The organism is Bacteroides faecis MAJ27, assembly GCF_900106755.1.
GTDB classification, from domain to species: Bacteria; Bacteroidota; Bacteroidia; order Bacteroidales; family Bacteroidaceae; genus Bacteroides; species Bacteroides faecis.
Genome location: NZ_FNNN01000028.1, coordinates 36,617 through 61,139, shown reverse-complemented (window position 1 = coordinate 61,139; position 24,523 = coordinate 36,617). Strand labels below are relative to the sequence as shown.

Annotated in this window: 14 protein-coding genes; 9 read left to right on the top strand and 5 right to left on the bottom strand. The window is 44.0% G+C overall.

The annotated features are described in order from the left end of the window. Positions 1-26: 26 nt before the first annotated feature. Complete coding sequence (locus BLW31_RS19775; protein ID WP_010536854.1) at positions 27-263, bottom strand: hypothetical protein; 237 nt, start codon at positions 261-263, stop codon at positions 27-29. Positions 264-529: 266 nt separating this feature from the next. Here BLW31_RS19775 and BLW31_RS19770 point away from each other — a divergent pair, with 266 nt between their 5' ends. The 9 genes from BLW31_RS19770 to BLW31_RS19730 all read left to right on the top strand — a co-directional run bounded on the left by BLW31_RS19770 (position 530) and on the right by BLW31_RS19730 (position 17,671). Next, positions 530-1,183, top strand: a complete 654-nt coding sequence (locus BLW31_RS19770; protein ID WP_029425347.1) for a FecR family protein — start codon at positions 530-532, stop codon at positions 1,181-1,183. Positions 1,184-1,233: 50 nt separating this feature from the next. After that, a complete protein-coding gene (locus BLW31_RS19765; protein ID WP_022302102.1) occupies positions 1,234-4,587 on the top strand; it encodes a TonB-dependent receptor in 3,354 nt (1,117 codons plus the stop codon). A 6-nt stretch (positions 4,588-4,593) separates the two neighbouring features. Further along, positions 4,594-6,534, top strand: coding sequence for a RagB/SusD family nutrient uptake outer membrane protein (locus tag BLW31_RS19760; protein WP_032836781.1), 1,941 nt, complete (start codon positions 4,594-4,596; stop codon positions 6,532-6,534). Between the two features lie 36 nt (positions 6,535-6,570). Then, complete coding sequence (locus BLW31_RS19755) at positions 6,571-7,863, top strand: BT_3987 domain-containing protein (RefSeq protein ID WP_029425346.1); 1,293 nt, start codon at positions 6,571-6,573, stop codon at positions 7,861-7,863. Positions 7,864-7,940: 77 nt separating this feature from the next. Next, entirely contained in the window at positions 7,941-10,514 is a 2,574-nt protein-coding gene (locus BLW31_RS19750; protein WP_010536849.1) for a M60 family metallopeptidase, read from the top strand. Between the two features lie 233 nt (positions 10,515-10,747). Continuing rightward, the gene (locus tag BLW31_RS19745) at positions 10,748-12,151 is read left to right on the top strand and encodes a Gfo/Idh/MocA family protein (protein WP_010536848.1); all 1,404 of its coding nucleotides are present in this window, start codon (positions 10,748-10,750) and stop codon (positions 12,149-12,151) included. 108 nt (positions 12,152-12,259) lie between these two features. Continuing rightward, positions 12,260-13,150 carry a YitT family protein gene (locus BLW31_RS19740; protein WP_010536847.1) on the top strand — a complete coding sequence of 297 codons (891 nt, stop codon included), beginning with the start codon at positions 12,260-12,262 and terminating at the stop codon, positions 13,148-13,150. Between the two features lie 23 nt (positions 13,151-13,173). Then, positions 13,174-16,548 carry a glycoside hydrolase family 2 TIM barrel-domain containing protein gene (locus BLW31_RS19735; protein WP_010536846.1) on the top strand — a complete coding sequence of 1,125 codons (3,375 nt, stop codon included), beginning with the start codon at positions 13,174-13,176 and terminating at the stop codon, positions 16,546-16,548. Between the two features lie 28 nt (positions 16,549-16,576). Continuing rightward, on the top strand, positions 16,577-17,671 hold the full coding sequence (locus BLW31_RS19730; protein WP_010536845.1) for a phosphotransferase enzyme family protein: 1,095 nt from the start codon (positions 16,577-16,579) through the stop codon (positions 17,669-17,671). Positions 17,672-17,698: 27 nt separating this feature from the next. Here BLW31_RS19730 and BLW31_RS19725 read toward each other — a convergent pair whose 3' ends face one another. Genes BLW31_RS19725 through BLW31_RS19710 form a run of 4 tightly spaced genes read right to left on the bottom strand, consistent with a single transcriptional unit; the run spans position 17,699 to position 24,238 of the window. Beyond that, a complete protein-coding gene (locus BLW31_RS19725; RefSeq protein WP_010536844.1) occupies positions 17,699-18,349 on the bottom strand; it encodes a DUF3256 family protein in 651 nt (216 codons plus the stop codon). Between the two features lie 10 nt (positions 18,350-18,359). Next, on the bottom strand, positions 18,360-19,259 hold the full coding sequence (locus tag BLW31_RS19720) for a DMT family transporter (protein WP_010536843.1): 900 nt from the start codon (positions 19,257-19,259) through the stop codon (positions 18,360-18,362). Between the two features lie 20 nt (positions 19,260-19,279). Further along, entirely contained in the window at positions 19,280-20,038 is a 759-nt protein-coding gene (truA, locus tag BLW31_RS19715; RefSeq protein WP_022302094.1) for a tRNA pseudouridine(38-40) synthase TruA, read from the bottom strand. Between the two features lie 48 nt (positions 20,039-20,086). After that, complete coding sequence (locus BLW31_RS19710; protein WP_010536841.1) at positions 20,087-24,238, bottom strand: response regulator; 4,152 nt, start codon at positions 24,236-24,238, stop codon at positions 20,087-20,089. Positions 24,239-24,523 lie beyond the last annotated feature (285 nt).

Below are 24,523 nucleotides of genomic sequence, written 5' to 3'. Positions count from 1 at the left end.
ATGCTCTAAAAAGAACCTTATTATTTTTATATACCAAGTTCTGATAGAACTTTATCTTTTTTCCTATCTATACATCTTGCTTTTACTTTCTCCCATATCTGTTCTTTTATTTTTAAATCTATCGTTTTATTTCCAGATTCATTCCATTGTATTTTCAATTCTTTATCCACTGATTCCAGCTCAGCATAGCCTCTTCGCTGCTTTTTAGTTAGCCGCCCCGACAGCAAACCTTTAATCAAATTCATTTTTATATCTTTATCCATGCTATTTCACTTTACTATTATTCTATTTATAATTACTCGTATATTATAAATACACTTGAGTCAGGTCTATCCCCACATCTCTTCCACAAAAAAAATAGAAAAATGCATATTCATATCATAATCATCTTATAACAAGAGCATTATAAATAGAAAATAAAGAAAATATTTTCCAACGAACTGTTTTTTTTATCTTAGTTCTATCAGAACTAAGATGGTACTTTGCCGTAGCTTCACTTGCTCTTTTACTAACAATAGGAGGACTTTGGGTGAATTCGGTCAGGAACAATATCGAGGACGAATTCATAAAGGTAATAGCCCAGCAAAACCAAATGTACATTTTGCCGGATAGCACAAAAGTATGGATGGAACCGGGAAGTTCCATTAAGTATGCAAAAGCATTTAATCAGAAAAGAGAAGTCTGGCTGGAAGGCAACTCATTTTTTGAGGTATACAAACAGGAAGGCAGTTTCTTCCAAGTGCATATCAACAAAGCGTTTATAGAAGTAAAGGGAACCTGTTTCCAGATCCAACAAACGAATGCCGAAAGAAACGAAATCACACTGTTTCATGGTAAAATAGAATTCAATGTAGAATCTACAGGAGAGAAAATTGTCATGTCTCCGGCACAAAAGGTAATGTACAATCCAAACAATGCACAAACGCAAGTCGAAAATATAATGAATATCAACTGGAAAGACGGAAGATATAATTTCAAAGATACCCCATTGCCCCAGCTCATTTCTATTGTAAATCAAATATACCAGTCAAACATTATTTTAGTAGGAAAGTTTACCGAACAATCTTCATTCACAGGAAGCATCCGCTATGACGAGAGTTTGAACGATGTAATCGAAAAACTCTGTTTCAGCCTCAACCTTACATATAAAAATCAGAATAATGAGATAGTAATATATAATTAACCATATTTCTAATAATTAACCCAATATTTAACCTCACAACAAGTTAAATCATGAAAAAAAATCACAGTTGTTATTGGAGGCGGTATCTAAAGCATATCGCACTCACTTTGCTCTTCTACCCCTTATCAGCTCTTGGAGCCCAGGGACACATATCCATTAAGGGGCAATCAATCACTATTATGCAAGCTATCCAGCTGATAGAAAAAAACAGTGACTATACGTTTTTCTACAATGCTGCAGACTTGGAAAACAAGCAACGGAAAGATATTAATTGTAACGGTTCCATTGACGAAATCCTGAACGAAGTTTTCAAAGATAGCGGTATTAGCTACATTGTGAAAAACAAAGAGGTTATCCTCAATGTACAAAAAACGAATAGTACCCAGCAAAAGAAAAAACGTATTGTGACGGGTACTATTTTAGATGCAGTAGACGACAGCCCCATCATCGGAGCTAACATCACCATTAAAGGCGATAAAAACACCGGTACAATCTCGGACATTGACGGAAATTTCAGCCTTGCCATACCTGACAACAAGACGATTCTTGTGGTTACTTATATCGGATACAAAACCCGCGAAGTTCCTGTAGAAGATCTCGGAAATATCAAGATTGTACTGGAAGGAGACGATCACACTTTGAATGAAGTGGTCGTAGTCGGTTCCGGTACTCAAAAGAAAGTCAGTGTGACGGGAGCCATCACAAGTATCAAAGGTGCCAGCCTTAAACTGCCCTCATCCACTCTGTCCAACTCATTTGCCGGAAAGTTGGCGGGTGTCATCGCTAAAACAAATTCCGGAGAACCTGGTTCGGGTGCCGAATTTTATATTCGTGGTATCGGAACTTTCGGCGGACGGGCAACTCCTCTGATTCTTCTGGATGACGTAGAAATATCATCCGGTGACTTAAATTATGTACCGGCAGAGAACATTGAAAGCTTTTCTATCCTTAAAGATGCATCTGCTACCGCTATTTATGGTTCACGTGGTGCGAACGGTGTAATGATCGTTACAACCAAAGGTGGAGAATATAACAGTAAAACATCCATCAACGTTACAGCAGAAAATTCTTTCAACTATCTGGATAAGTTCCCAGAATTTGTGGACGGAGCAACTTATATGGACATGTACAATAAAGCCGCACTAGCCAGAAACCCTTCTGCTTCGCCCAAATATAGCGCTACGGACATGGAACGCACTGCTTCCGGAGTGAATCGTTATCTTTATCCCGATGTAAACTGGCAAGACGTATTATTCAAAAATATGAGTATGCGCCAACGTGCCAACGTCAACATTTCAGGTGGTGGTTCTAAAGTGAAATATTATATGAGTTTGGATGTCAGCCATGATTCAGGCTTGCTGAACACGGAGAAAGCATATTCGTGGAACAACAATATTAATATAATGAACTATACGTTCCAGAATAACATTGCTTACAAACTGACTCCGACGACAACGATCAAAATGAACATGAACGCTCAGATTCGCCAGAAGAAAAGCCCGAATGTATCAAGTGAAGATCTGTTCAAACAGATTCTGACGACTACGCCCATAGAGTTTCCTGTTACCTATCCAAGTCAGGATGATCGTATCATGTACGGTAATAACATCATTTCAGGGAATACATTATATACGAACCCTTATGCAAAAATGATGACTACTTTTGCCGAAACAAACGAAAATACACTTAACACAGTTATCAAGATAGACCAGGATCTGGATTTTATCACTAAAGGACTTAAGGTGAACGCTTTTGTAAATTTCAAAACGTGGTCAAGTTCTTCTTTTAACCGCAGCATCGCTCCTTATTACTACCGCGTAAAAAGTGGAAGCTACGACGAAACCGACCTGGCAAATACAGACTATGAACTGGAATTACTGAATTCGGATGGTAGCGATTACATCAGTCAGTCGGCTATTGGAAAGTCATCCGACCAGACATTCGAATTGCAGTTCAATTTAAATTATGCCCGCCAGTTCGGGTTACATAATGTAGGTGCCATGTTGCTCTACAAACAACGTGAATACAGAAGTGATGTATTGCCTAACCGCAACCAGGGACTTTCCGGACGTCTGACTTATGATTACGGACAACGTTACCTGTTTGAATTTAACTTCGGCTACAACGGTACAGAACGTCTGGCCAAAGAAGACCGTTTCGGATTCTTCCCTGCCGTATCTCTGGGATGGGTGATAAGCAATGAAGCTTTCTTCGAACCAATGAAAAATGTAGTGGACAATCTGAAAATCAGAGGTTCTTACGGTCTTGTGGGTAGTGACGACCTGGCGACAGCCGGAGGAAGTTATTACTTGTATATAGATAAGATTACAAATAACGATCTGTCATATCTGAAATGGACTTCCGGACAAAATATGGACTACCAATTGGGAGGTCCTCAGATGGCATATTATGCAATGTCCGGTCTGGGATGGGAAAAGGTAAAGAAGCTCGATATCGGTGTTGATTTCACGCTGTTCCGCAATTGGACATTTACATTCGACTATTTCTACGACAAGCGTTACGACATCTTTATGAACCGTGAAGCATGGCCGCAGTCTTTGGCATACCATATAGCCAAACCCTGGAGTAACATTGGAAAAATGGATAATAAGGGAGTGGAATTCAGCATTAATTATGCCAACAACTTCTCTAAAGATTTGTCAGTCAGCCTGCAGGCAAACTTCACATACAACAAAAACAAAATGGTCTATGTAGACGAACCGGAATATCCGACTATATGGAAGTCAGAAACCGGAAAGCCTTATTCACGCATTACCGGCTACATCGCAGAAGGTTTGTTTAAATCGCAGGAAGAAATAGACAACAGTCCCGCACAGAACCTGGGGTCTACACCTAAAGTCGGAGATATTAAATATCGTGACCTCAACGGTGACGGAATCATTGACTCGGATGACCAGACGATGATCTCCAAATATGGAAGTACTCCCCGCTTGCAATATGGGTTTGGCGGAACACTCAACTACAAAAAGTTTGATTTGGGTATCTTCTTCAGTGGCTCTGCCTTGCGCTCTATCATGACAAACGGCATTGATCCTTTCCAAGAAGGAATTGCCGTCGGCAACAGAAATGTATTGAAATATATAGCCGACAATTATTGGTCGGAAGAAAAGCAGAACTGGGATGCAACCTATCCTCGCTTGGGACTACTTGCAACAGACGTTGCCAACAATACGGTAAACAGCAGCTACTGGCTAAGAAACGGCTCCTTCCTCCGCCTAAAGAATGTAGAGATAGGATACAAAATACCTTACGGACGCATTTTCGTCAGTGCAGCCAATCTATTCACATTCAGCCCGTTCGACCTTTGGGACCCGGAACTTTCATCCTGGAACAGTTATCCTATGCAAAAGACTGTCAATGTGGGAATTCAACTTCAGTTCTAATTTATTATGATAAAAAATATGAAACTAACACGCATTTTTCAACATATAAGTATAGCAGTTATGATAACTGCATTTAGCTTAACTTCCTGTGATTATCTGGACGTTGTTCCACCTGAACAACCCAATATCGACGATGCTATGTCAAGCCCCACCAGAGCTTTGGGCTTCCTTTATTCCTGTTACGGAGGCGTCGGTACAGATTTACCTTCCGCCTATCTGGGAGAAATAAATTCTACGACAGACGAATACGTACTTCCGTATTCATGGAACACAGATGGCTACTGGGGCGCATATGCTTTCAATACCGCATCATCTACTAACCAAAACTGGCTATGGTCAACTACCTATCAATATATAGGTCAATGCTACCTCTTTTTACAAAAGCTGGAAAATGCAGGAAGCGACATTGCATCCGATGCCGAAAAAGAACTATGGAGAGCTGAATGCCAGTTTCTGGTAGCTTATTATCACTTTGTGACCTTAAGAAGATATGGCCCCATTCCAATCACGGACTCGTATATTCCGATGGATACCCCAACGTCAGAGTACAATGGACGTTTCCACTTTGACTATTGTGTAGACTGGATTGCGAATCAGCTGGATGAAGCAGCTAAAGTGCTTCCAGCCAACCGTACTGTTACTAATGAATGGGGACGTGCTACCTCTACTATAGCGAAAGCCGTAAAAGCCCGCTTGCTACTTTATGCCGCATCTCCTTTATGGAACGGAAGCTTTCCTTATCCTAACTGGCAGAATGAGAATTTCGAAACTCCGGGTTACGGCAAAGCACTGGTTAGCAATACTTATGATAAAAGTAAATGGGAAAGAGCACTGGCAGCATGTCAGGAAGCACTGACATTGGCTACCACTTCCGGCGACCGTGAACTGTACGATGACGATGAATATTATTCAAGACAATCATTGAGCTTGCCTTTCGTTCCCGGAGTAGCGGACGTAGATGATAATAAAGAATTTCTGAAAAACGTAATGAAGATGCGCTATGCAGTAAGTACACGCGAATCTGAAGGAAACAAAGAAATTATCTGGGGATTATCAAACCAGTTTGATTTTTATTCCCGTTATCCACTTCGCATTCTGAAGAAATCTGATGGTACCTGGCATGCAGGTTACAGTGGCGTGTCTCCTACATTATATACAATCGAACATTTCTATACAGCTAACGGAAAATTACCGGAAAAAGACCTCGATTTCACTCCGTCTTCGGAATGGTTCGAGTCGGCAGGACTTTCTTCCCGCGAAGACATTATCAAGTTGAATGTAGGTCGTGAGCCCCGTTTCTATGCATGGATGGCTTTTGACGGTGGCGACTACGGAACAAAATTTGCCGCAGGTTCTCCGCTGAAGCTGGAAATGAGAAATGCAGAAATGCACGGTTATAATCCGTCTCTGTTCAACCGAGACCATAGTGTCACAGGATTCCTGACGCAGAAATTCGTTGATCCGGTAACAGAATTCTATACAGCCGGCGGTTCTACAAGCGGAACAAGTGCACCTACTATTTTATTCCGTCTGGCTGAACTCTATCTGAACGTGGCAGAATGCCAGGCAGCATTGGGAAATACCCAGGAAGCCATTGATGCGTTAAATCCTGTTCGCGAACGTGCCGGTATTCCTAAATTAACGATAGCTGATGTCACAAGCAATATGACTATCAAGGACTGGGTACACAACGAGCGTTTTGTTGAATTATGGAATGAAGGCCATCGCTTCTTCGATGTCCGCCGTTGGGCAGAAGGAGCAAAATACTTCGGAGCAGGCAAACGGGAAGGTTTGAATGCAGAAGTTCAAAGCCCCACATTTGAAGAGTTTAACAAGCGGACCATCGTTGATGCACCCTATGTTTGGGAAAACCGCATGTACCTGAATCCGGTATTCTATAACGAGGTATACAAAAATCCGCAGATGGTACAAGCGCCCGGATATTAATTATTTTTTATTCATTCATAACAATACATAGAATATATGAAACATATATCAATAGCCTTGTGTTTGTGCGGGATGATTCTGATGAATACTTCCTGCGACAATTATGACGATACGTATCCACAGGAATATGAAAAAATACTATCATTGCAAACCACCGGTGAGCAAGCTGTAGATCTTTACAAAACAGGAGAAGCTACCAACTATTCAATCACGGTAATCAAATCCGGAAGCAACCCCACACTGACAGCTTCTGCTCATATCGGTGCAATGGATGCAGCCAATTTCGAACAGTACATCTCCGAAAGAGGTTTGAACTATGTAGCAATGCCTGCTGACTGTTACTCATTCAATATGGAAGACCTTGATTATTCTTCTGCGGAAACCTACAAAATCATCAATCTGCAGTTGAACACCAGCGAAATAGACCGTTTTGAGCAGACTCTTGAAGAAGGACAAACATGTGTTCTTCCAATCATGCTGACCAGTACATCCGATTCTATTCTGGCTGATAAGAATACATTAATTCTGAAACCGGAGGTCATTATTCCATCTCTTTCTGTCACCGAATCCAGCTCAGGAACCGTGACTAAATACTTGCCACAAAGTGGAGGTACAATCAGTCTTTCTTTAGGACTGCAAGTTGAAAACCAATGGAGTTTCACCTGTAAAGTGGCAATTGACGAAGCTACCACTACATTACAAGGAGCGACATTAGCATCGGATATCATCTCATTTGAACCGGGAAATACTTCTTCCGTACAAGTCAATATTCCTAAATTTACGCAAACCTCCGGTAATGTCGGCATCAAGATTCTGGAAATAAATGGAAAAGACGGTTTCGAATTCAATCCGGACCCATTTATTCTGGTTGCCTCCGTCGAGAAATACAATCTGACGACAGACATGCTTTCCAGCAACGCGACAGAACCGTCAGAGGGTTCATTGGCTAATTTGTTGGATGGAGATGTAGGTACCTACTTCCATAGTGCATGGAGTGTATCGGTAGCTGACAAACATTATGTACAGGTAAAACTACCCGTATCTACCAAGACATTCCGTTTCACCTATACCAACAGGTCCAATAACGGAAATGCTGCTCTGGCATGGTTCAACTTATACACCGGAGCCACTGAGAACAATTTGCAACTCTACAAGCGTTTTGCATGGGATGTGGACAATCTACCGTCCGGTGCCGCAGGTGTTTATGTTTCCCCCGACATCACAATAGACAATGCAGCAAGCACATTACGCTTTGAATGTGAGCAAAACTGGACGGGTGGTTCCTTCTTTGTATGGAGTGAATTCAGTCTGTTTATACTGTCTGAATAATAAAAAGGAAACAGAGGGCGAGTCGGGAGTCTGACTCACCCTCCCCCTCCTATCTTAAAAACTAATACTGCAAAAAGATGACAATCAAAAGATTTCTTATTAACCTATTAGCCCTTTTTTCCCTATTTACAGTGTCACTGGCATGTAAGGATAGCGAAAAATCACTCATAACCCCCTCTTTCAGTATCAACGAAGAGTACCTGATACAGAATCTGGACAAATCGAGTACATCTGTCCAGATCCCAATCAACACATCCCTGGAGTTAACTCAATGGAATGTCTCTTATGAGGCAAACTGGTTGCAATGCTCGAAACAAAAAACAGCGGCAGAAGGAACCTTCCTGAAAATTACAGTGAACGAAAATACAGGCGAGGCCAAAAGAACAGCCAGTATAAAAGTAACATCGACCACTGCAACCTATACCATCACTGTCAACCAATATGCTAAAGGTGAAGTGATTGTAGAGGGAGACATCAAGGTGACTCCAACCGGTGGCAAAGCAAGTGAACATCAGAGTGGACAAGATATTGAGAACACCTATGACGGCAAATTTTCGACTGATGGTGCCGATCCTTTCCATACCCCATGGGGACAATCCGCCAAATTCCCTGTCACGCTGGAATATTATTTCAAAGGAGATACAGAAATAAACTACTTAATTTATTATACCCGATCCGGTAACGGAAATTTCGGAAAGGTCAATGTATATACAACCACAAGCCCCGACCGGTCGGACTATACACTGCAAGGAGAATATGACTTTAAAGAGCAGAACGCTCCATCCAAAGTCTCATTTTCAGAAGGCATAAAAGCGACTGGAATCAAGTTCGAAGTCTTAAGCGGACTCGGAGATTTTGTAAGCTGTGACGAAATGGAGTTTTACAAGACCAATACGGATAAAACGCTGGACAAACAGCTGCTTACCGTCTTCACCGACATCACCTGTACGGAAATAAAAGACAATGTCACCGATGAGCAGATACAGGCTCTGCCGGACTACTTCGTCAGAATAGCAGAAGCAGTCCGCGACAACACATACGACAAATGGGAAAAAGAATTCCGTATCCGTAATTATGAGCCATACAGTAATATCACCGAGTGGGCAGACAAACTAATGACCAAGAAATACAGTGATCTCGACAATCCGACCGGCATATCAGTGAAAGCAGGAGATGACGTTATTGTATTGGTAGGTGACACATACGGACAGAACGTTTCAGTGCAGTGTATCTGGGAAACGGGCACCGAATACAAACAAACAGCCTCTTCAGGAGATGTCTATATGCTAACCCCCGGCGTCAACAAACTGACAATGAAAGGAGAAGGCCAGTTGTTTGTCATGTACAACACCGACCTGGCTTCAAATTCAGCAAAACCTATCAAGATTCACATACCTCTGGGAAGTGGTACAGTAAACGGCTTCTTCGACCTGAAAGAACATAAGACAGACGAAAAGTACGCTGAACTGTTAAAAAAATCAACACACAAATACTTCTGCATACGCGGAGAAAAGATCATGTTCTATTTCCACCGCAACAAATTGCTGGAATATGTACCGAACAATATCCTCTCTGCCATCCATTTATGGGATAACATTGTCAGCTGGCAACAAGAATTAATGGGAATCGATGATGTACGCCCATCGCAGGTCAACAACCACTTGTTTGCCATCTCACCGGAAGGAAGCTATATGTGGGCATCCGACTATCAAATCGGATTTGTTTATACCTATTTAGGTAATATACTGCTAGAAGATAATGTAATGGCAGCGGAAGACAACGCATGGGGACCTGCCCATGAAATCGGACATGTTCATCAGGCCGCCATCAACTGGGCCAGCTCTACGGAATCATCCAACAATCTGTTCTCCAACTATATTATCTATAAATTAGGTAAATACAAATCGCGCGGCAACGGACTGGGAAGCGTTGCAACCGCCCGTTACGCCAATGGTCAGGCATGGTACAACATGGGAGACGCGACCCACCAGAACGAAGATACGGAAACTCACATGAGAATGAACTGGCAATTGTGGACTTACTATCACCGTTGTGAATATAAGACTGATTTCTGGCAAACTCTTTTCAAACTGATGCGCGAAGTGAATATGACCGAAGGAGAAGACCCCGGAAAGAAACAACTTGAGTTTGCTAAAATGGCAAGCAAAGCCGCCAACGAGAATCTGACTGACTTTTTCGAAATGTGGGGATTCTTCGAGCCTGTCAATACCACTATCGAGCAGTACGGAACATACAAATACTATGTAAGTGACGCGATGATTCGTGAAGCCAAAGAATACATGGCACAATTCCCTACTCCGAAACATGCTTTCCAGTACATCGAAGACAGGAAGAAAAGTGAATTCCCATCGGATGACTACCGTTATTCGGCAGTCGGAGATGTCGGATACTACACGCAATTCAAAGAAAACCAGAAGATTACCAAAACAATCACGGCAGAGATAACGGGACGTAAGGTTTCCATCCGAAACGGAGATGAAGCGGTTGCTTTCGAGATCAGAGAAAATAATGAAAACGGAAAATTACTTTATTTTTCTACCTTCACGACTTTCGAGATTCCATCATCCGTATCAATGGTAAATGCCAAAACATACGCCGTACAAGCTGACGGAAAACGTATTTTGTTATAAGAACAAATTAACTTAACACACATTGCAGCTATAAAAACGGCATCGCCCAACATGGGGCGATGCCGAAAATATCACGATAGCGCAGGAAATAGTGAGACTCTTTTTCTACCAAAAAGATGAATGGACAGTGAAAATATCTACAATAATTACACCAGATTGATTAATTAATTAGTATTTTTGACACCGAAATGAAAAACCAATTAATAACCCCCAATTAAAAACCTAAAAGAAAGATGAAGAGACTACTACTTAACACACTCATCGGTCTTGCATTGTTGACCTGCCAGACCAGTTTTGCTCAAAAGACAAAAGCAAAATTCTCACCGATTAAAGTGGAAACTCCGGCTCGTCCGGCAAATCAGCAAGACGTTATCCAACTTGTCACTCCAAAACTTGAAACTGTCCGTGTAGGCTTTATCGGGTTAGGAATGCGTGGTCCCGGTGCCGTTGAACGCTGGACACATATTCCGGGAACTCAAATCGTAGCTTTGTGCGATCTCCTCCCCGAACGTGTCGAGAGTGCACAAAAGATTCTGGAGAAAGCCGGTCTGCCTAAAGCCGCTTCATATGCGGGAGACGAGAAGGCATGGAAAAAACTCTGCGAACGGGATGACATCGACATCGTATATATAGCTACCGACTGGAAACACCATGCGGAAATGGGTGTATATGCTATGGAGCACGGTAAGCATGTGGCTATCGAAGTACCTGCTGCCATGACACTGGACGAAATCTGGAAACTAATCAATACTTCCGAAAAGACTCGCAAGCATTGTATGCAACTGGAAAACTGTGTATATGACTTCTTTGAATTGACATCACTCAATATGGCACAGCAAGGTGTATTCGGTGAAGTACTTCATGTAGAAGGTGCGTATATCCACAATCTGGAAGACTTCTGGCCGTATTACTGGAACAACTGGCGTATGGATTACAACCAACTGCACCGTGGCGATGTATATGCCACTCACGGCATGGGTCCGGCTTGTCAGGTACTTAATATCCACCGTGGCGACCGCATGAAAACGTTAGTATCTATGGATACCAAGCCTGTGAACGGTCCTGCATACATCAAAAAGAAAACCGGAAAAGAAGTGAAAGACTTCCAGAACGGCGACCAGACATCCACTCTCATCCGTACCGAGAATGGCAAGACAATGCTGATCCAGCACAACGTAATGACACCACGTCCTTACAGCCGCATGTATCAAGTGGTCGGAGCAGATGGTTATGCCAGCAAATATCCGATTGAAGAATACTGTCTGAGACCTTCGCAAGTAGACTCAAATGATGTACCGAATCACGAAAAGCTGAATGCACACGGTTCCGTATCCGAAGATGTGAAAAAAGCATTGATGGCTAAATACAAAGACCCGATTCACAAAGAACTGGAAGAAACTGCCAAGAAAGTAGGCGGTCATGGCGGTATGGATTATATCATGGACTATCGTCTGGTATACTGCCTGCGCAACGGCCTGCCACTCGATATGGACGTTTATGACCTGGCAGAATGGTGCTGCATGGCTGAGCTGACCCGACTTTCTATCGAGAATGGTTCTGCTCCGGTAGAAATACCCGATTTCACCCGTGGCGGATGGAATAAAGTGCAAGGCTACAAACATGCTTTTGCCGAATAAGCCATTATACCTTATTAATATGTAAACTTACGGATAGCCCGACTGAGAAAAAGTGGGGTTATCCGTAAGTTTATGTTCGGCGCTCCACTGATTATTATAATCACCTATATGAAAGCAGATATTTTAAAACCCTCTAGACAGACTATCCTTCGGGAAGCCAAAGATTATGTGATGATCGCCGTAGGTATGATACTATATGGCATCGGATGGACCGTTTTCCTACTCCCCAACGACATTACGACGGGCGGAGTGCCGGGTATTGCATCTATTGTATATTGGGCAACGGGATTCCCGGTACAGTATACATATTTCAGCATTAACTTTTTCTTATTGTTGCTTGCCCTCAAGCTGTTGGGATTAAAGTTCTGTATTAAAACCATTTTCGGAGTATTTACCCTGACTTTCTTCCTTTCCGTTATCCAGCAACTGACCTCCGGTGTCGCCCTTCTTAAGGACCAGCCTTTCATGGCATGCGTCATCGGAGCATCGTTCTGCGGCGGCGGTATCGGAGTCGCCTTCTGCGCCAACGGAAGTACCGGCGGTACGGACATCATTGCCGCTATCATCAACAAGTATCGGGATATCACCTTGGGAAGAGTCATACTGATCTGCGATATGATTATCATTACCTCCAGTTACTTCGTTCTGAAGGATTGGGAGAAAGTAGTATACGGATTTGCAACCCTTTACATTTGCAGTTTCGTCCTCGACCAGGTAGTGAACAGTGCACGTCAGTCCGTCCAATTCTTCATCATATCCGGCAAGTATGAAGAGATAGGACGACACATCAACGAGTACCCTCATCGTGGAGTAACGATTATCAATGCAACCGGCTTCTATACAGGCAAAGAAGTGAAAATGATGTTTGTACTTGCCAAAAAGCGGGAGTCTACCATCATCTTCCGGCTGATCAAAGATATCGACCCCAACGCATTTGTATCGCAAAGTGCCGTTATCGGAGTTTACGGAGAAGGCTTCGACCACATCAAAGTAAAATAAATAAAGAAACAAGATTGAGAAACATGAAATATAGATCATATCACCTATTACTGGCAGGAATATTCTCTCTGTTAACAACAGGCGCTATGGCCGAAAAAACATCCGATAAACCTTACTGGCAGGATGTACAAGTCGTATCGGTCAATAAAGAATATCCGCGTACCTCTTTCATGACGTACGACAACCGGACAGACGCATTGACCGGAAAGTTTGAGAAAAGCAATTATTATCAATTATTGAACGGCACCTGGAAGTTCTTCTTTGCAGACAGTTACAAAGATCTTCCGGCCAATATCACCGATCCTTCCGTGAGCACTGACTCCTGGAATGATATCAAGGTTCCGGGCAACTGGGAAGTACAAGGATATGGAGTGGCCATATACACCAATCACGGTTATGAATTCAAGGCACGCCATCCGCAGCCTCCCATACTTCCGGAAGCCAATCCCGTCGGAGTCTATCGCCGTGATATCGACATCCCTGCCGATTGGCAGGAACGTGATATCTACCTCCACCTCGCCGGAGCCAAATCGGGAGTATATGTATACGTCAACGGACAGGAAGTAGGATACAGCGAGGATTCCAAAAATCCGGCAGAGTTCCTGATCAGCCCATACGTAAAACCGGGCAAGAATGTACTTACACTGAAAATCTTCCGCTGGAGCACCGGATCTTATCTGGAATGTCAGGACTTCTGGCGTATCAGCGGCATTGAACGGGATGTATACCTGTATTCACAGCCCAAAGCTGCCCTGAAGGATTTCCGTGTGAAATCAACTCTGGATGACAGCTATAAGAACGGAGTATTCGCTTTGAACGTTGATTTACGGAATCATCGTCCGGCTGCAACCAATCTTACACTGGTATATGAACTGCTCGACGCTCAGAGAAAAGTAGTTGCCAGCGAAGAGAAGACAACTTATGTCCCCACCAACGAGACACGCACCCTTTCTTTTGACAAGAATCTGGCAGACGTCTGCACATGGACATCGGAACAACCGAACCTCTACAAACTGATGATGACTGTCAAAGAGGACGGCAAAGTCAACGAGATTATTCCTTTCAATGTAGGATTCCGCCGCATCGAGATCAAACCAATCGACCGGAAAGCCGCCAACGGGAAACCTTATGTATGCCTGTTCATCAACGGGCAACCCCTGAAAATGAAAGGAGTCAATATCCACGAGCATAACCCGGAAACAGGACATTACGTCACTGAGGAACTGATGCGCCGGGACCTCGAACTGATGAAACAGCATAATCTGAACAGTGTACGTCTCTGCCATTACCCGCAGGACCGCCGTTTCTATGAACTTTGTGACGAATATGGCCTTTACGTGTACGATGAAGCCAATATCGAAAGCCACGGTATGTATTACGACCTTCGCAAAGGCGGCTCATTAGGCAACAATCCCGAATGGCTGAAACCACATATGGACCGTACGATCAACATGTTCGAACGCAATAAGAACTACCCCAGCGTCACTTTCTGGTCGTTAGGCAATGAAGCCGGAAACGGATACAACTTCTACCAGACGTACCTCTGGCTGAAAGAAGCTGACAAGAACATCATGGAACGCCCCGTAAACTATGAGCGTGCCCAATGGGAATGGAATACCGATATGTACGTACCACAATATCCGGGAGCCGACTGGCTGGAAGATATCGGTAAGAATGGCAGCGACCGCCCCGTCGTTCCGTCAGAATATGCGCATGCGATGGGCAACTCTACCGGAAACCTGTGGGGACAATGGCAAGCCATCTACAAATATCCGAACCTTCAGGGAGGATACATCTGGGACTGGGTAGACCAGGGCCTGCTCCAAAAAGACAAGAACGGAAGAGAATACTGGGCTTACGGAGGCGACTTCGGAGTAAATGCCCCCAGCGACGGCAATTTCAACTGCAACGGGCTGGTCAACCCCGACCGTAGTCCGCATCCGGCAATGGCAGAAGTGAAGTATGTACATCAGAACATCGGTTTTGAAGCGATCGATGCCGCATCGGGCAAGTTCAACATAACCAATCGTTTCTATTTCACTAACCTGAAAAAATACCAGATACACTACAGTGTAGTAGCCAACGGAAAAACGGTCAGAAGCGGAAAGGTATCACTGGATATCGCCCCACAAGCCTCGAAAGAGTTTACCGTACCGGTCAATGGTCTGAAGGCCCGTCCGGGAACGGAATATTTCGTTAACTTCAACGTAATAGCAGTAGAGCCGGAACCACTGATTCCCGCAGGATACGAAATCGCATACGATCAGTTCCGTCTGCCTGTCGAGGCCGAAAAGAATACTTATAAAGCAAACGGACCCGCATTGCAGACCCATACCCAAGGAGATGAACTCACTGTTTCTTCTTCAAAAGTAAACTTCGTATTCAATAAGAAGAGCGGCCTGGTCACCTCATACAAAGTGGACGGAACAGAATACTTCAAAGACGGATTCGGCATCCAGCCCAATTTCTGGCGTGCGCCTAACGACAACGATTACGGTAACGGTGCTCCCAAACGCCTCCACGTATGGAAACAGTCCAGCAAAGACTTCCACGTGACGGATACGAAGGTAAGTACAGAAGACAAAGCTGTCCTGTTGCAGGCTACCTATCTGTTGGCAGCCGGCAATCTGTACGTTGTCACCTATAAGATATACCCGAGCGGAGTGGTGAATGTGAATGCCAGATTTACTTCTACCGATATGCAGGCCACCGAGACAGAAGTTTCCGAAGCTACCCGCATGGCTACCTTCACTCCCGGAAGTGATGCAGCCCGCAAAGCTGCTTCCAAGCTGGAAGTTCCCCGCATCGGTGTACGTTTCCGTCTGCCGGCCCGGATGAACAACGTGCAGTATTTTGGCCGTGGTCCGGAAGAGAACTACATCGACCGCAATCATGGAACCATAGTAGGTGTCTATCAGACTACTGCCGACAAGATGTACTTCAACTACGTACGTCCTCAGGAAAACGGGCACCACACGGATACACGCTGGCTCACCCTGTCTCCCAACAAAGGAAGCGGACTTGCCATCGTAGCCGACAGCCTGGTGGGTTTCAACGCTTTGCGCAATTCCATCGAGGATTTCGACTCGGAAGAAGCACTGCCCCACCCCTATCAATGGAATAACTTCAGCCCGGAAGAGGTAGCCAACCACGACGAAAATGCCGCCCGCAATGTATTACGTAGAATGCATCATGTCAATGACATCACTCCGAGAGACTTCGTCGAAGTTTGTGTCGACATGAAGCAGCAGGGAGTAGGCGGTTATGACAGTTGGGGAGCACGTCCCGAACCTTTCCACCAGATTCCCGCCAACCGCGAATATAACTGGGGATTCACCCTGGTACCGGTTCGCTCGGGCAGTCAGGCTGCCGAAGCCGCCCAATATGATTATCGATAACCTTAGTATAAATTTAAAGAAAAGACTCATGAAAGATTTATCAAGTATTGTAGCTAAGTTCAACACCCAAGGCACTATCACCGAAATCAAGCCTTTGGGAGCAGGACTCATCAATGACACATACAAAGTGAATACACAAGAAGCAGACGCCCCCGACTATGTTCTGCAACGCATCAACCATGCCATTTTTCAGAATGTAGAAATGCTTCAAGCCAATATTGCCGCAGTCACCGGACATATCCGCAAGAAACTGACCGAAGCCGGAGAAACAGATATCGACCGCAAAGTTCTCTCTTTCCTCGAAACCGGAGAAGGAAAGACTTACTGGTTCGACGGAGACAGCTACTGGCGTGTCATGGTATTCATCCCGCGTGCCCAAACGTATGAGACCGTAAACCCCGAATATTCCAATTATGCAGGTGAGGCTTTCGGAAACTTCCAGGCTATGCTTGCCGACATTCCGGAAACGCTGGGAGAAACCATCCCTGACTTTCATAACATGGAATTCCGTCTCAAGCAGCTACGTGATGCTGTCGCTGCCAATGCTGCCGGACGAGTAGCCGAAGTACAGTATTATCTGGACGAGATAGAAAAACGTGCGGATGAAATGTGTAAGGCAGAACGCCTGTACCGCGAAGGAAAGCTTCCGAAACGTGTATGCCACTGCGATACGAAAGTGAACAACATGATGTTTGATGAAGACGGAAAAGTACTCTGCGTCATCGATCTGGATACGGTAATGCCAAGCTTCATCTTCTCCGACTACGGCGATTTCCTCCGTACAGGTGCCAATACCGGCGATGAAGATGACAAAGACCTGGATCGTGTAAACTTCAATATGGAGATATTCAAGGCATTCACCAAAGGATATCTGAAAGGTGCCAAGTCTTTCCTCACTCCTATTGAAATAGAGAATCTGCCTTATGCTGCTGCCTTATTCCCTTATATGCAATGCGTACGTTTCCTTGCCGATTACATCAACGGTGATACTTACTACAAAATCAAATATCCCGAACATAATCTGGTTCGTACCAAAGCACAGTTCAAACTACTCCAAAGTGTAGAAGAACATACCCCGGAAATGACCGCATTCATCAACAACTGTCTGAGAAATGAAGAATGAAAAATAAATGTGAGAATGGAGGGGAGTTTATCTGATAAACACTCCATTCTTCCACTGGTAAATAATGGGACGGCGGAGAAACGGTTTAAGTTTTTCTGCCGTTTCTTTCGACATATAGTCGGGAGTGGACAGAGTGACGGTCAGTTCTGTGTTTTCTTTGCTCAGTTCCACTTTCATCAATAAGATATCTGCCGAACGGGAGGCTTCATCAAATTCATATATGGAAGTGGAGTCGGGAGTTATCAGAAAATCGCTCATGACCGGAAGGGTAATGAATGAATGGTCAGTCAGCAGTTTCCAGTCCGTTGTATAGAAGCGGATGCTACTGTCACATGCCGGAGCACATGCCGTAGCTACTGTACAAATCACGTTTGTCGTATCATTCAAAGCCAATACTTTCATTTGCCAACTGGTTTCCGGTGTCATCTGCATCCGAATATAGTCCTTGCTCAGGTCGGTCATTTCCGATTTCTGTCCGAAGCGGTTTTCCACTTGCGCTTTCATCTTGCTGCTCAGGAAGTCGATGCAGTCTTCACGATTCACCTTCGTAAGTAAGGGACAAAGTGAATCCGGAATATTGATAAAAAAAGTCTTGGCTTCCTGTGCCTGCAGCGAGGTAAAAGAGAACAGACCGATGGCGAAAAATACGATGGCAAGAGTTATCTTATTTGATTTCATATTGTACTTATTATTTAGACCCCAAATATAAGAATATCATTCCGATTAACACGAGGATAAGGTCAATCGCTTTGCTTTTTAAATTCTTTTCACGGAAGAAGAGCGCTCCGAAAATGAAAGACACAATCACACTTCCCCGACGCACCATCGAAACTATGGAAATCATGGAATCGTCATAGCTCAGTGCATAAAAGTAGACAAAGTCCGCTGCCGAAAGGAAAACGGAGATCAGGATGATGGTCCAGTCCCAGCGGAAAGGAGTCGTTGACTTCCGTTTGGGCCACCAGAGGAGGAACACGATGGTTCCCATAATAAAGAGCTGGTAGACATTATACCACGATTGCACCAGCATCGGATTCAGTTGTTTCATCAGAAACTTGTCATACAGTCCGCTGATGGCTCCCATCACTGCCGCCAAGACAATAAAGAGAATCCATTTGTTATGTTTGAAGTCGATTCCTTCTTTCTTACCTGAACGGCTCAACATGAAGAAGGAAGCTACTGCCAGCATTACTCCGATCCATTGGTAAAGATTCAAACGTTCGCCAAATACCAGCATCGCTCCGACAAGCACCATCACGGGACGAGTAGCATTGATGGGCCCCACAATGGTAATAGGCAGGTGCTTCATTCCGAAGTAACCGAATATCCACGATGACAGCACGATAAACGACTTGATGATAATATATTTATGCTGCTCCCACCCTGCAACGGGAACATTAAAAATGGTTCCCCCAAGGATATCAGGCTCGAATGCCGATACCAAAATGAACGGCAGAAAAATCAGACTGGAGAAAAGCGTATTCAAAAACAATACAGGCAACACCGCATTATCTTTCAACGACTGTTTCTTGAATACATCATAAAATCCCAGCAAAGTAGCCGAGAGAAAAGCTAATAATAACCACATGGTGAAATAAGTATTAAGTATCAGGTATTAAGTATTTCTTCCGGATATTCCACGTTGACAAGGAAGAGCGCATTTCCCGGAGCGGAAGTTCCGGCTTTGCAACGGTCCCGTTGTTCTATCACTTTGCGAAAACCTTCTACGGTCAGTTTGCCGCGTCCTACCTCGAGCAGTGTTCCTACGATGGCACGCACCATGTTACGGAGAAAGCGGTCGGCACGGATGGTAAATACCCAAGTGGTATCTTCCCCCTCCATCTTTGTCCATTCGGCATGGGAGATGTGGCAGATATTGGTCTTTACGTCCGTATGCAGTTTACTGAAACTTGTAAAATCGATGTATTCGAACAGCGTTCGTGCCGCCTCATTCATGAGGTCATAATCCAATGCCCCGTACACACGGCAACGATACTGACGGTTGAAAGGATATTTGGCAGTCGTCACATAATACTTATACGTCCGGGCAGTCGCATCAAAACGGGCATGCGCATCCGGTTTCACCCGGCGGATACGGTAGACAGAAATATCGGGAGGCAACAGACGGTTCAACTTGTCGGCAACGGTCACTGTATCGAGCACTTCTTCCTGATCAAAATGTGCCACCATCAGCGAGGCATGCACCCCCGCGTCTGTTCGCCCGGCACCTATCACTTCCACATCACGACGCAGAAAAGTAGACAAAGCTTTCATCAAGCATTCCTGCACACTACTCCCGTTGGGTTGTATCTGCCAACCGTGATAGTTGGTTCCATCATAAGCCAAATAAATAAAATACCTTTGCACGCCGATTCCTTATTTTAGGGTTTTCGAGTGCAAAAGTAGTCATTTTTTTCATTCATACGTCGAAGGAGTCGTACCAAATGCATCTACAAAATGTTTGCGGAACGTCGGGATATCATTGTACCCCACCATTTCGGCCACTTCCTGCACCGCATATTGTTTCGTTTTCAACAGCACTCCGGCACGACGCATACGTACACCTCTGATCAGTTCTATAATGGTATAGTCGGTACTTTGCTTCACTTTTCGGTAGAGAGTGGGCTGGCTCATATTCATTTCCGCTGCCAGTTTCTTCACACTGAAGTCCGCCTCGCAAATATTCTCTTCTACAATTTTGATAACGGCTGTGATAAACGGATCTTCCGTCTTCACTTCCTCACCCGTCTGTTCCTGCTCGTTCGCGGCAATCGTATCTGTTCCCGGCAACTTGAACAATTTCGTATACATCTGCTTCAATGTCTGGCGACCGTTAATCAGATTACTGACTTTCGCTTTCAGAATGCCCGGAGTAAAAGGTTTCAGCACATAATCATCCGCACCCAACTCTAATCCGCGAATAATGTCATCATCCTCCACCTTCGCTGTCAGCATAATAAAAGGAATACTGCATGTTTCCGGATTCTCCTTTACCTCACGGCAACATTCAAAGCCGTCTTTAACCGGCATCATAACATCACTGATAATCAAATCGGGCATCTCCTTGGTTGCCATATCTACCCCCTCCTGACCATTCGTTGCCATCAGCAGGTTATATTCATTGCCAAACAGCACTTTCAGATAGAGGCGGATATCTTTATGGTCTTCTACAATCAATATCGTCTTTTTATTTCCACCCACTGCAGAGGGTGCTGCTTCTTCAGGCGTCTCCTCCGTAAAAAGTGGTAATTGCTGATCTTGTTTTACTTCTGTATCCTCTATTATCACCTCCTGTTTCGATAGTTCTTCAGCCGATGCCGGTTCTGCCACATCCGGCAGTTCCTCCGGATCGGTAAACTGAATATTCGGGTTATTTTCGAAGACAGCTCTGTCGACAGGAAGATTCACCGTCACTTTCGTACCTTTTCCTTCGGCACTTTCAAGAGCAATCGTTCCCAAATGCGCTTCCACCATCTGCTGCATGATAGTGAATCCTAATTGTGCAGCTGATAAATCATGCCCCAATCCCTCATCCTCTCTCATCAGTTGTTCGGCGGTTCTCACTTTTTCTTTTCCATTATCTTCTATTACCAGACTGACATAATGCCTGTTGTCACTTACGATCTCACAGACAGATAAGGAAACGACTCCTGCATAATGCGTATGAGTGAAAGCATTCGTCAGCAGATTATGAATAATAAATTCGACCTTCTTTTTATCCACATAGAATTCCGTCTCCTTCTTGATTCTCTTCTCGCAATGAAAATCAATGGTGTATGCCTTCAACAGATCTCGGATACCCAAAAGAGAACTGTCGATCATCTTGTCTACCGAATACGGAGCAACCTTCAGTTTTTCTTCCAGATCTCCCTGTCCATATACCGACATTAGCTGGTCGCAAGCATCCACCATACGAAGTGAATTCCGGTATGCCACTTGCAGAGAAAATTTCGAAATCTGAAAGTTATCTTTCTGCAAATCCTTCAGCGGAGCGATGATAAGCGACAACGGAGTACGCAGTTCCTGCACAAACAGCATAAGCAAGCGGTTCCTCATCGCTTCTATCTCTTTCTTCTGCTCCCGCTTCAACTTTTCCATGTTTAGGTTTTCCTTCAATATCATCTCCCGATCGCGATGCATCTGTTTACGCTGATCCCTCTTTCTGAAATAGCCATAGAAGAAATAAGATAATCCGAGCAGTAACAAACCATATATGATATAAGCCCATATCGTCTGATACCACTTGCCCTTCACTACGAGAGGAATCTCGATCAACTCTCCCTCTTTTCCATCCGGGAAAACAAGTTTTGCTTGCAAAGTATATTTTCCGGCAGACAATCCATTGAACCACAAACCTTCCGCAAGTGGTATCATCTTCCAGTCTTTATCCACTGGAAGCAGACGATAGGCAATTTTGCGCTGTGCCAGTCCGTAGCGCAAGTCGGAGAAGTACAAATGAAAATCATTATTATCGGAAGCGAACGCCAGCTTCTCCTGCCTTTCCGGAGAAACAGACAGAATTATCTGCCCGTTCCGTTTCTCTCCGGCCAGCACTGTTTCTCCGCCGACTTCCACGTCCGTCAGCATCAGATGCTTCTTGCCGCTGTCTCCTTTCGTAGCAGACGGATCAAAGAAAATCAGTCCCCACGAATTCGCCCATAGCAAGCGCCCATCATTCAAACGGCATACCGCACTACAGTTTCCCGCTGACAGATAATTATAGAAAGCTTCCTGTCCGTTTCTGATTGTCATCACGCCGACATTGTTTCCTGCCCAGGTATTTCCGATATGATCATCGACCATACAACTGACGTGTCCGTTTGTCAATCCGTTCCGCAGGGTATAAACCGATTCTATTTTTTCTTTTTCTCTTCCGTCGATGCGGACAACGACATTCAGATAAGCCGCATAAATCTGATTATAATTATTCACATAGATGGTACGGACACCGGCTTCCTCCAGCCCGTTCTCCTTTTCGTAGTTTCCTTCCACCCGTATCTGGTTACCGGTCGTTTCAATCCTCTTCAGTCCTTTGTCTGTACCGATCCACACATTACCTTCCTTATCTTCGGCTACTGCAAATACACTCTTGATTTCACCGGGCAGTCTTATACTCTTACATCCGTGAGTTTTCGGGTCAACCTGTATCAATCCATTCGAAGTACCTACCCACAAACGGTTCCAGGAGTCCAGGCAGAAACAATGAATAATTGTTTCCATTTTCCCGCCTTCGCTGTTTTTCAATTGAAAAGTTTCTATGCCTTCCGTAAGCGGATTGACAACGACTACTTCTCCGAAATTATTGCCCAGCCAGATATTTCCGTTCCTACCTTTATATATATGGTAATGCCCGGAGAAACCGGGCCCTTTTTTCCAAGGCTCAAAATGTGTATCCATCGAAAGCATCGGAGTAGTACTTCTCATAATGCCCCCGTCAGTCACCGTCAGCCAGACATATCCTTTCAAATCTTCAACTATACCGTCTACTCTGGACTTAAAAATCTGCCGCACCCGGCTATACATACTATCGCTGATATCAAATTTCACCACTCCGCCACCAAAGGTACCCACCCAGAGAATCTGCTGTTTATTATCCCATAGCAGACTGGTCATCTTATTTTCAATTCTCGAATGGAATGCTTTCTCATTCTGCGTCAATAGTGTCAAAGTAAACGGACTCTCACACAAATACTGGTTCTCAAAATGCAATTTGTATAATCCGTCCCAAGTAGTCAGATAAAATGTCTGCTTATCTTTCATCACCATATCCGTGACATATGAATTGGAGAAATCCGACTGATCACCTCCTTCGAGAGAGATCACCCGTTCCTTATGCGTTTTAAGGTCATAACATACAATGTCATTCCATAATCTGCAAATCCACAAATATCCCTGCCGCAAAAAGAGTCTGTTCACTACATTATATTCTCTGATCAGAGCACTCTTTTTCGTTACAAAATCATAATGCATCACCTTTTCACGATCAACAGAAAAATACAGATTTGTTTTTCCGTCCGTACAAAGATTGGCAACTTTCCCTTTTATCAAAGGTTCGGGATTCAATGTACAGAGTACAAAATCATCTTTTCCTTCTTTCTTACGGATGGGATGTGATTCAAACAATCCTTGCGAAGTAGCCAGATACAAGTTTCCGTCATACCAACAAAAATCATGAATCTCTTTAAGTTTCAATGGCCGGTCAAAACGTACAGGCAAATATTTTTCAATCTCTTTGTCAAAACAAGTCATTCCTCCCTGATAAAGTAAAGCATAATATAAACCGTCGGGAGCTTCCTTCAGCGTTTTTACAGCCTGATGCAGAGGAACAGAGAGAGAGTCGATGCTCATAATAAGGGGATAATCACGGAATCTGAAGCCGTCATAACGGGAGATTCCCTTATCGGTGGAGAACCACATAAAGCCTTCGCTTCCGTAACAAACATGATAAATTGTATTATTTCCGACTCCGTTTTTAATGACTAGCGGTTCCAGGTCCCAGTGGATATCTATAGAGTATGTCGGGAGAAAACCCGTCAGCAGTAGCAACAGAAAGAAGAACTTCCTCATATCTTAATTGTATTTTGTTTATGTGTATTGGCAGATAAAGATAGATAATTTAATCATTAGCAAACCGTATAACAACTGTTTTTTAGCAATAATTCACAATAAAATAAAAGCCCGCCGATCCGTAAAAGAATCGGCGGGGCTCCTCATTGTTTGTTTCTTAATTGTCTGAATGACTAAAGCGATACTATTGTTTGCTGTTTGGTTCCTCTTTTAGTTTGATGGAATCTCCTTGCACGGCGCAAGGAGTCCTCTTATATAGTTGTATATATTGTAACGTAATACCTA

Coding starts and splice junctions, on each gene's coding strand:
- BLW31_RS19760 (WP_032836781.1), top strand. CDS start 4,594: ATGATAAAAAATATGAAACTAACACGCATTTTTCAACATATAAGTATA.
- BLW31_RS19775 (WP_010536854.1), bottom strand. CDS start 263: ATGGATAAAGATATAAAAATGAATTTGATTAAAGGTTTGCTGTCGGGG.
- BLW31_RS19720 (WP_010536843.1), bottom strand. CDS start 19,259: ATGTGGTTATTATTAGCTTTTCTCTCGGCTACTTTGCTGGGATTTTAT.
- BLW31_RS19750 (WP_010536849.1), top strand. CDS start 7,941: ATGACAATCAAAAGATTTCTTATTAACCTATTAGCCCTTTTTTCCCTA.
- BLW31_RS19755 (WP_029425346.1), top strand. CDS start 6,571: ATGAAACATATATCAATAGCCTTGTGTTTGTGCGGGATGATTCTGATG.
- BLW31_RS19740 (WP_010536847.1), top strand. CDS start 12,260: ATGAAAGCAGATATTTTAAAACCCTCTAGACAGACTATCCTTCGGGAA.
- BLW31_RS19730 (WP_010536845.1), top strand. CDS start 16,577: ATGAAAGATTTATCAAGTATTGTAGCTAAGTTCAACACCCAAGGCACT.
- BLW31_RS19765 (WP_022302102.1), top strand. CDS start 1,234: ATGAAAAAAAATCACAGTTGTTATTGGAGGCGGTATCTAAAGCATATC.
- BLW31_RS19725 (WP_010536844.1), bottom strand. CDS start 18,349: ATGAAATCAAATAAGATAACTCTTGCCATCGTATTTTTCGCCATCGGT.
- BLW31_RS19745 (WP_010536848.1), top strand. CDS start 10,748: ATGAAGAGACTACTACTTAACACACTCATCGGTCTTGCATTGTTGACC.
- BLW31_RS19710 (WP_010536841.1), bottom strand. CDS start 24,238: ATGAGGAAGTTCTTCTTTCTGTTGCTACTGCTGACGGGTTTTCTCCCG.
- BLW31_RS19735 (WP_010536846.1), top strand. CDS start 13,174: ATGAAATATAGATCATATCACCTATTACTGGCAGGAATATTCTCTCTG.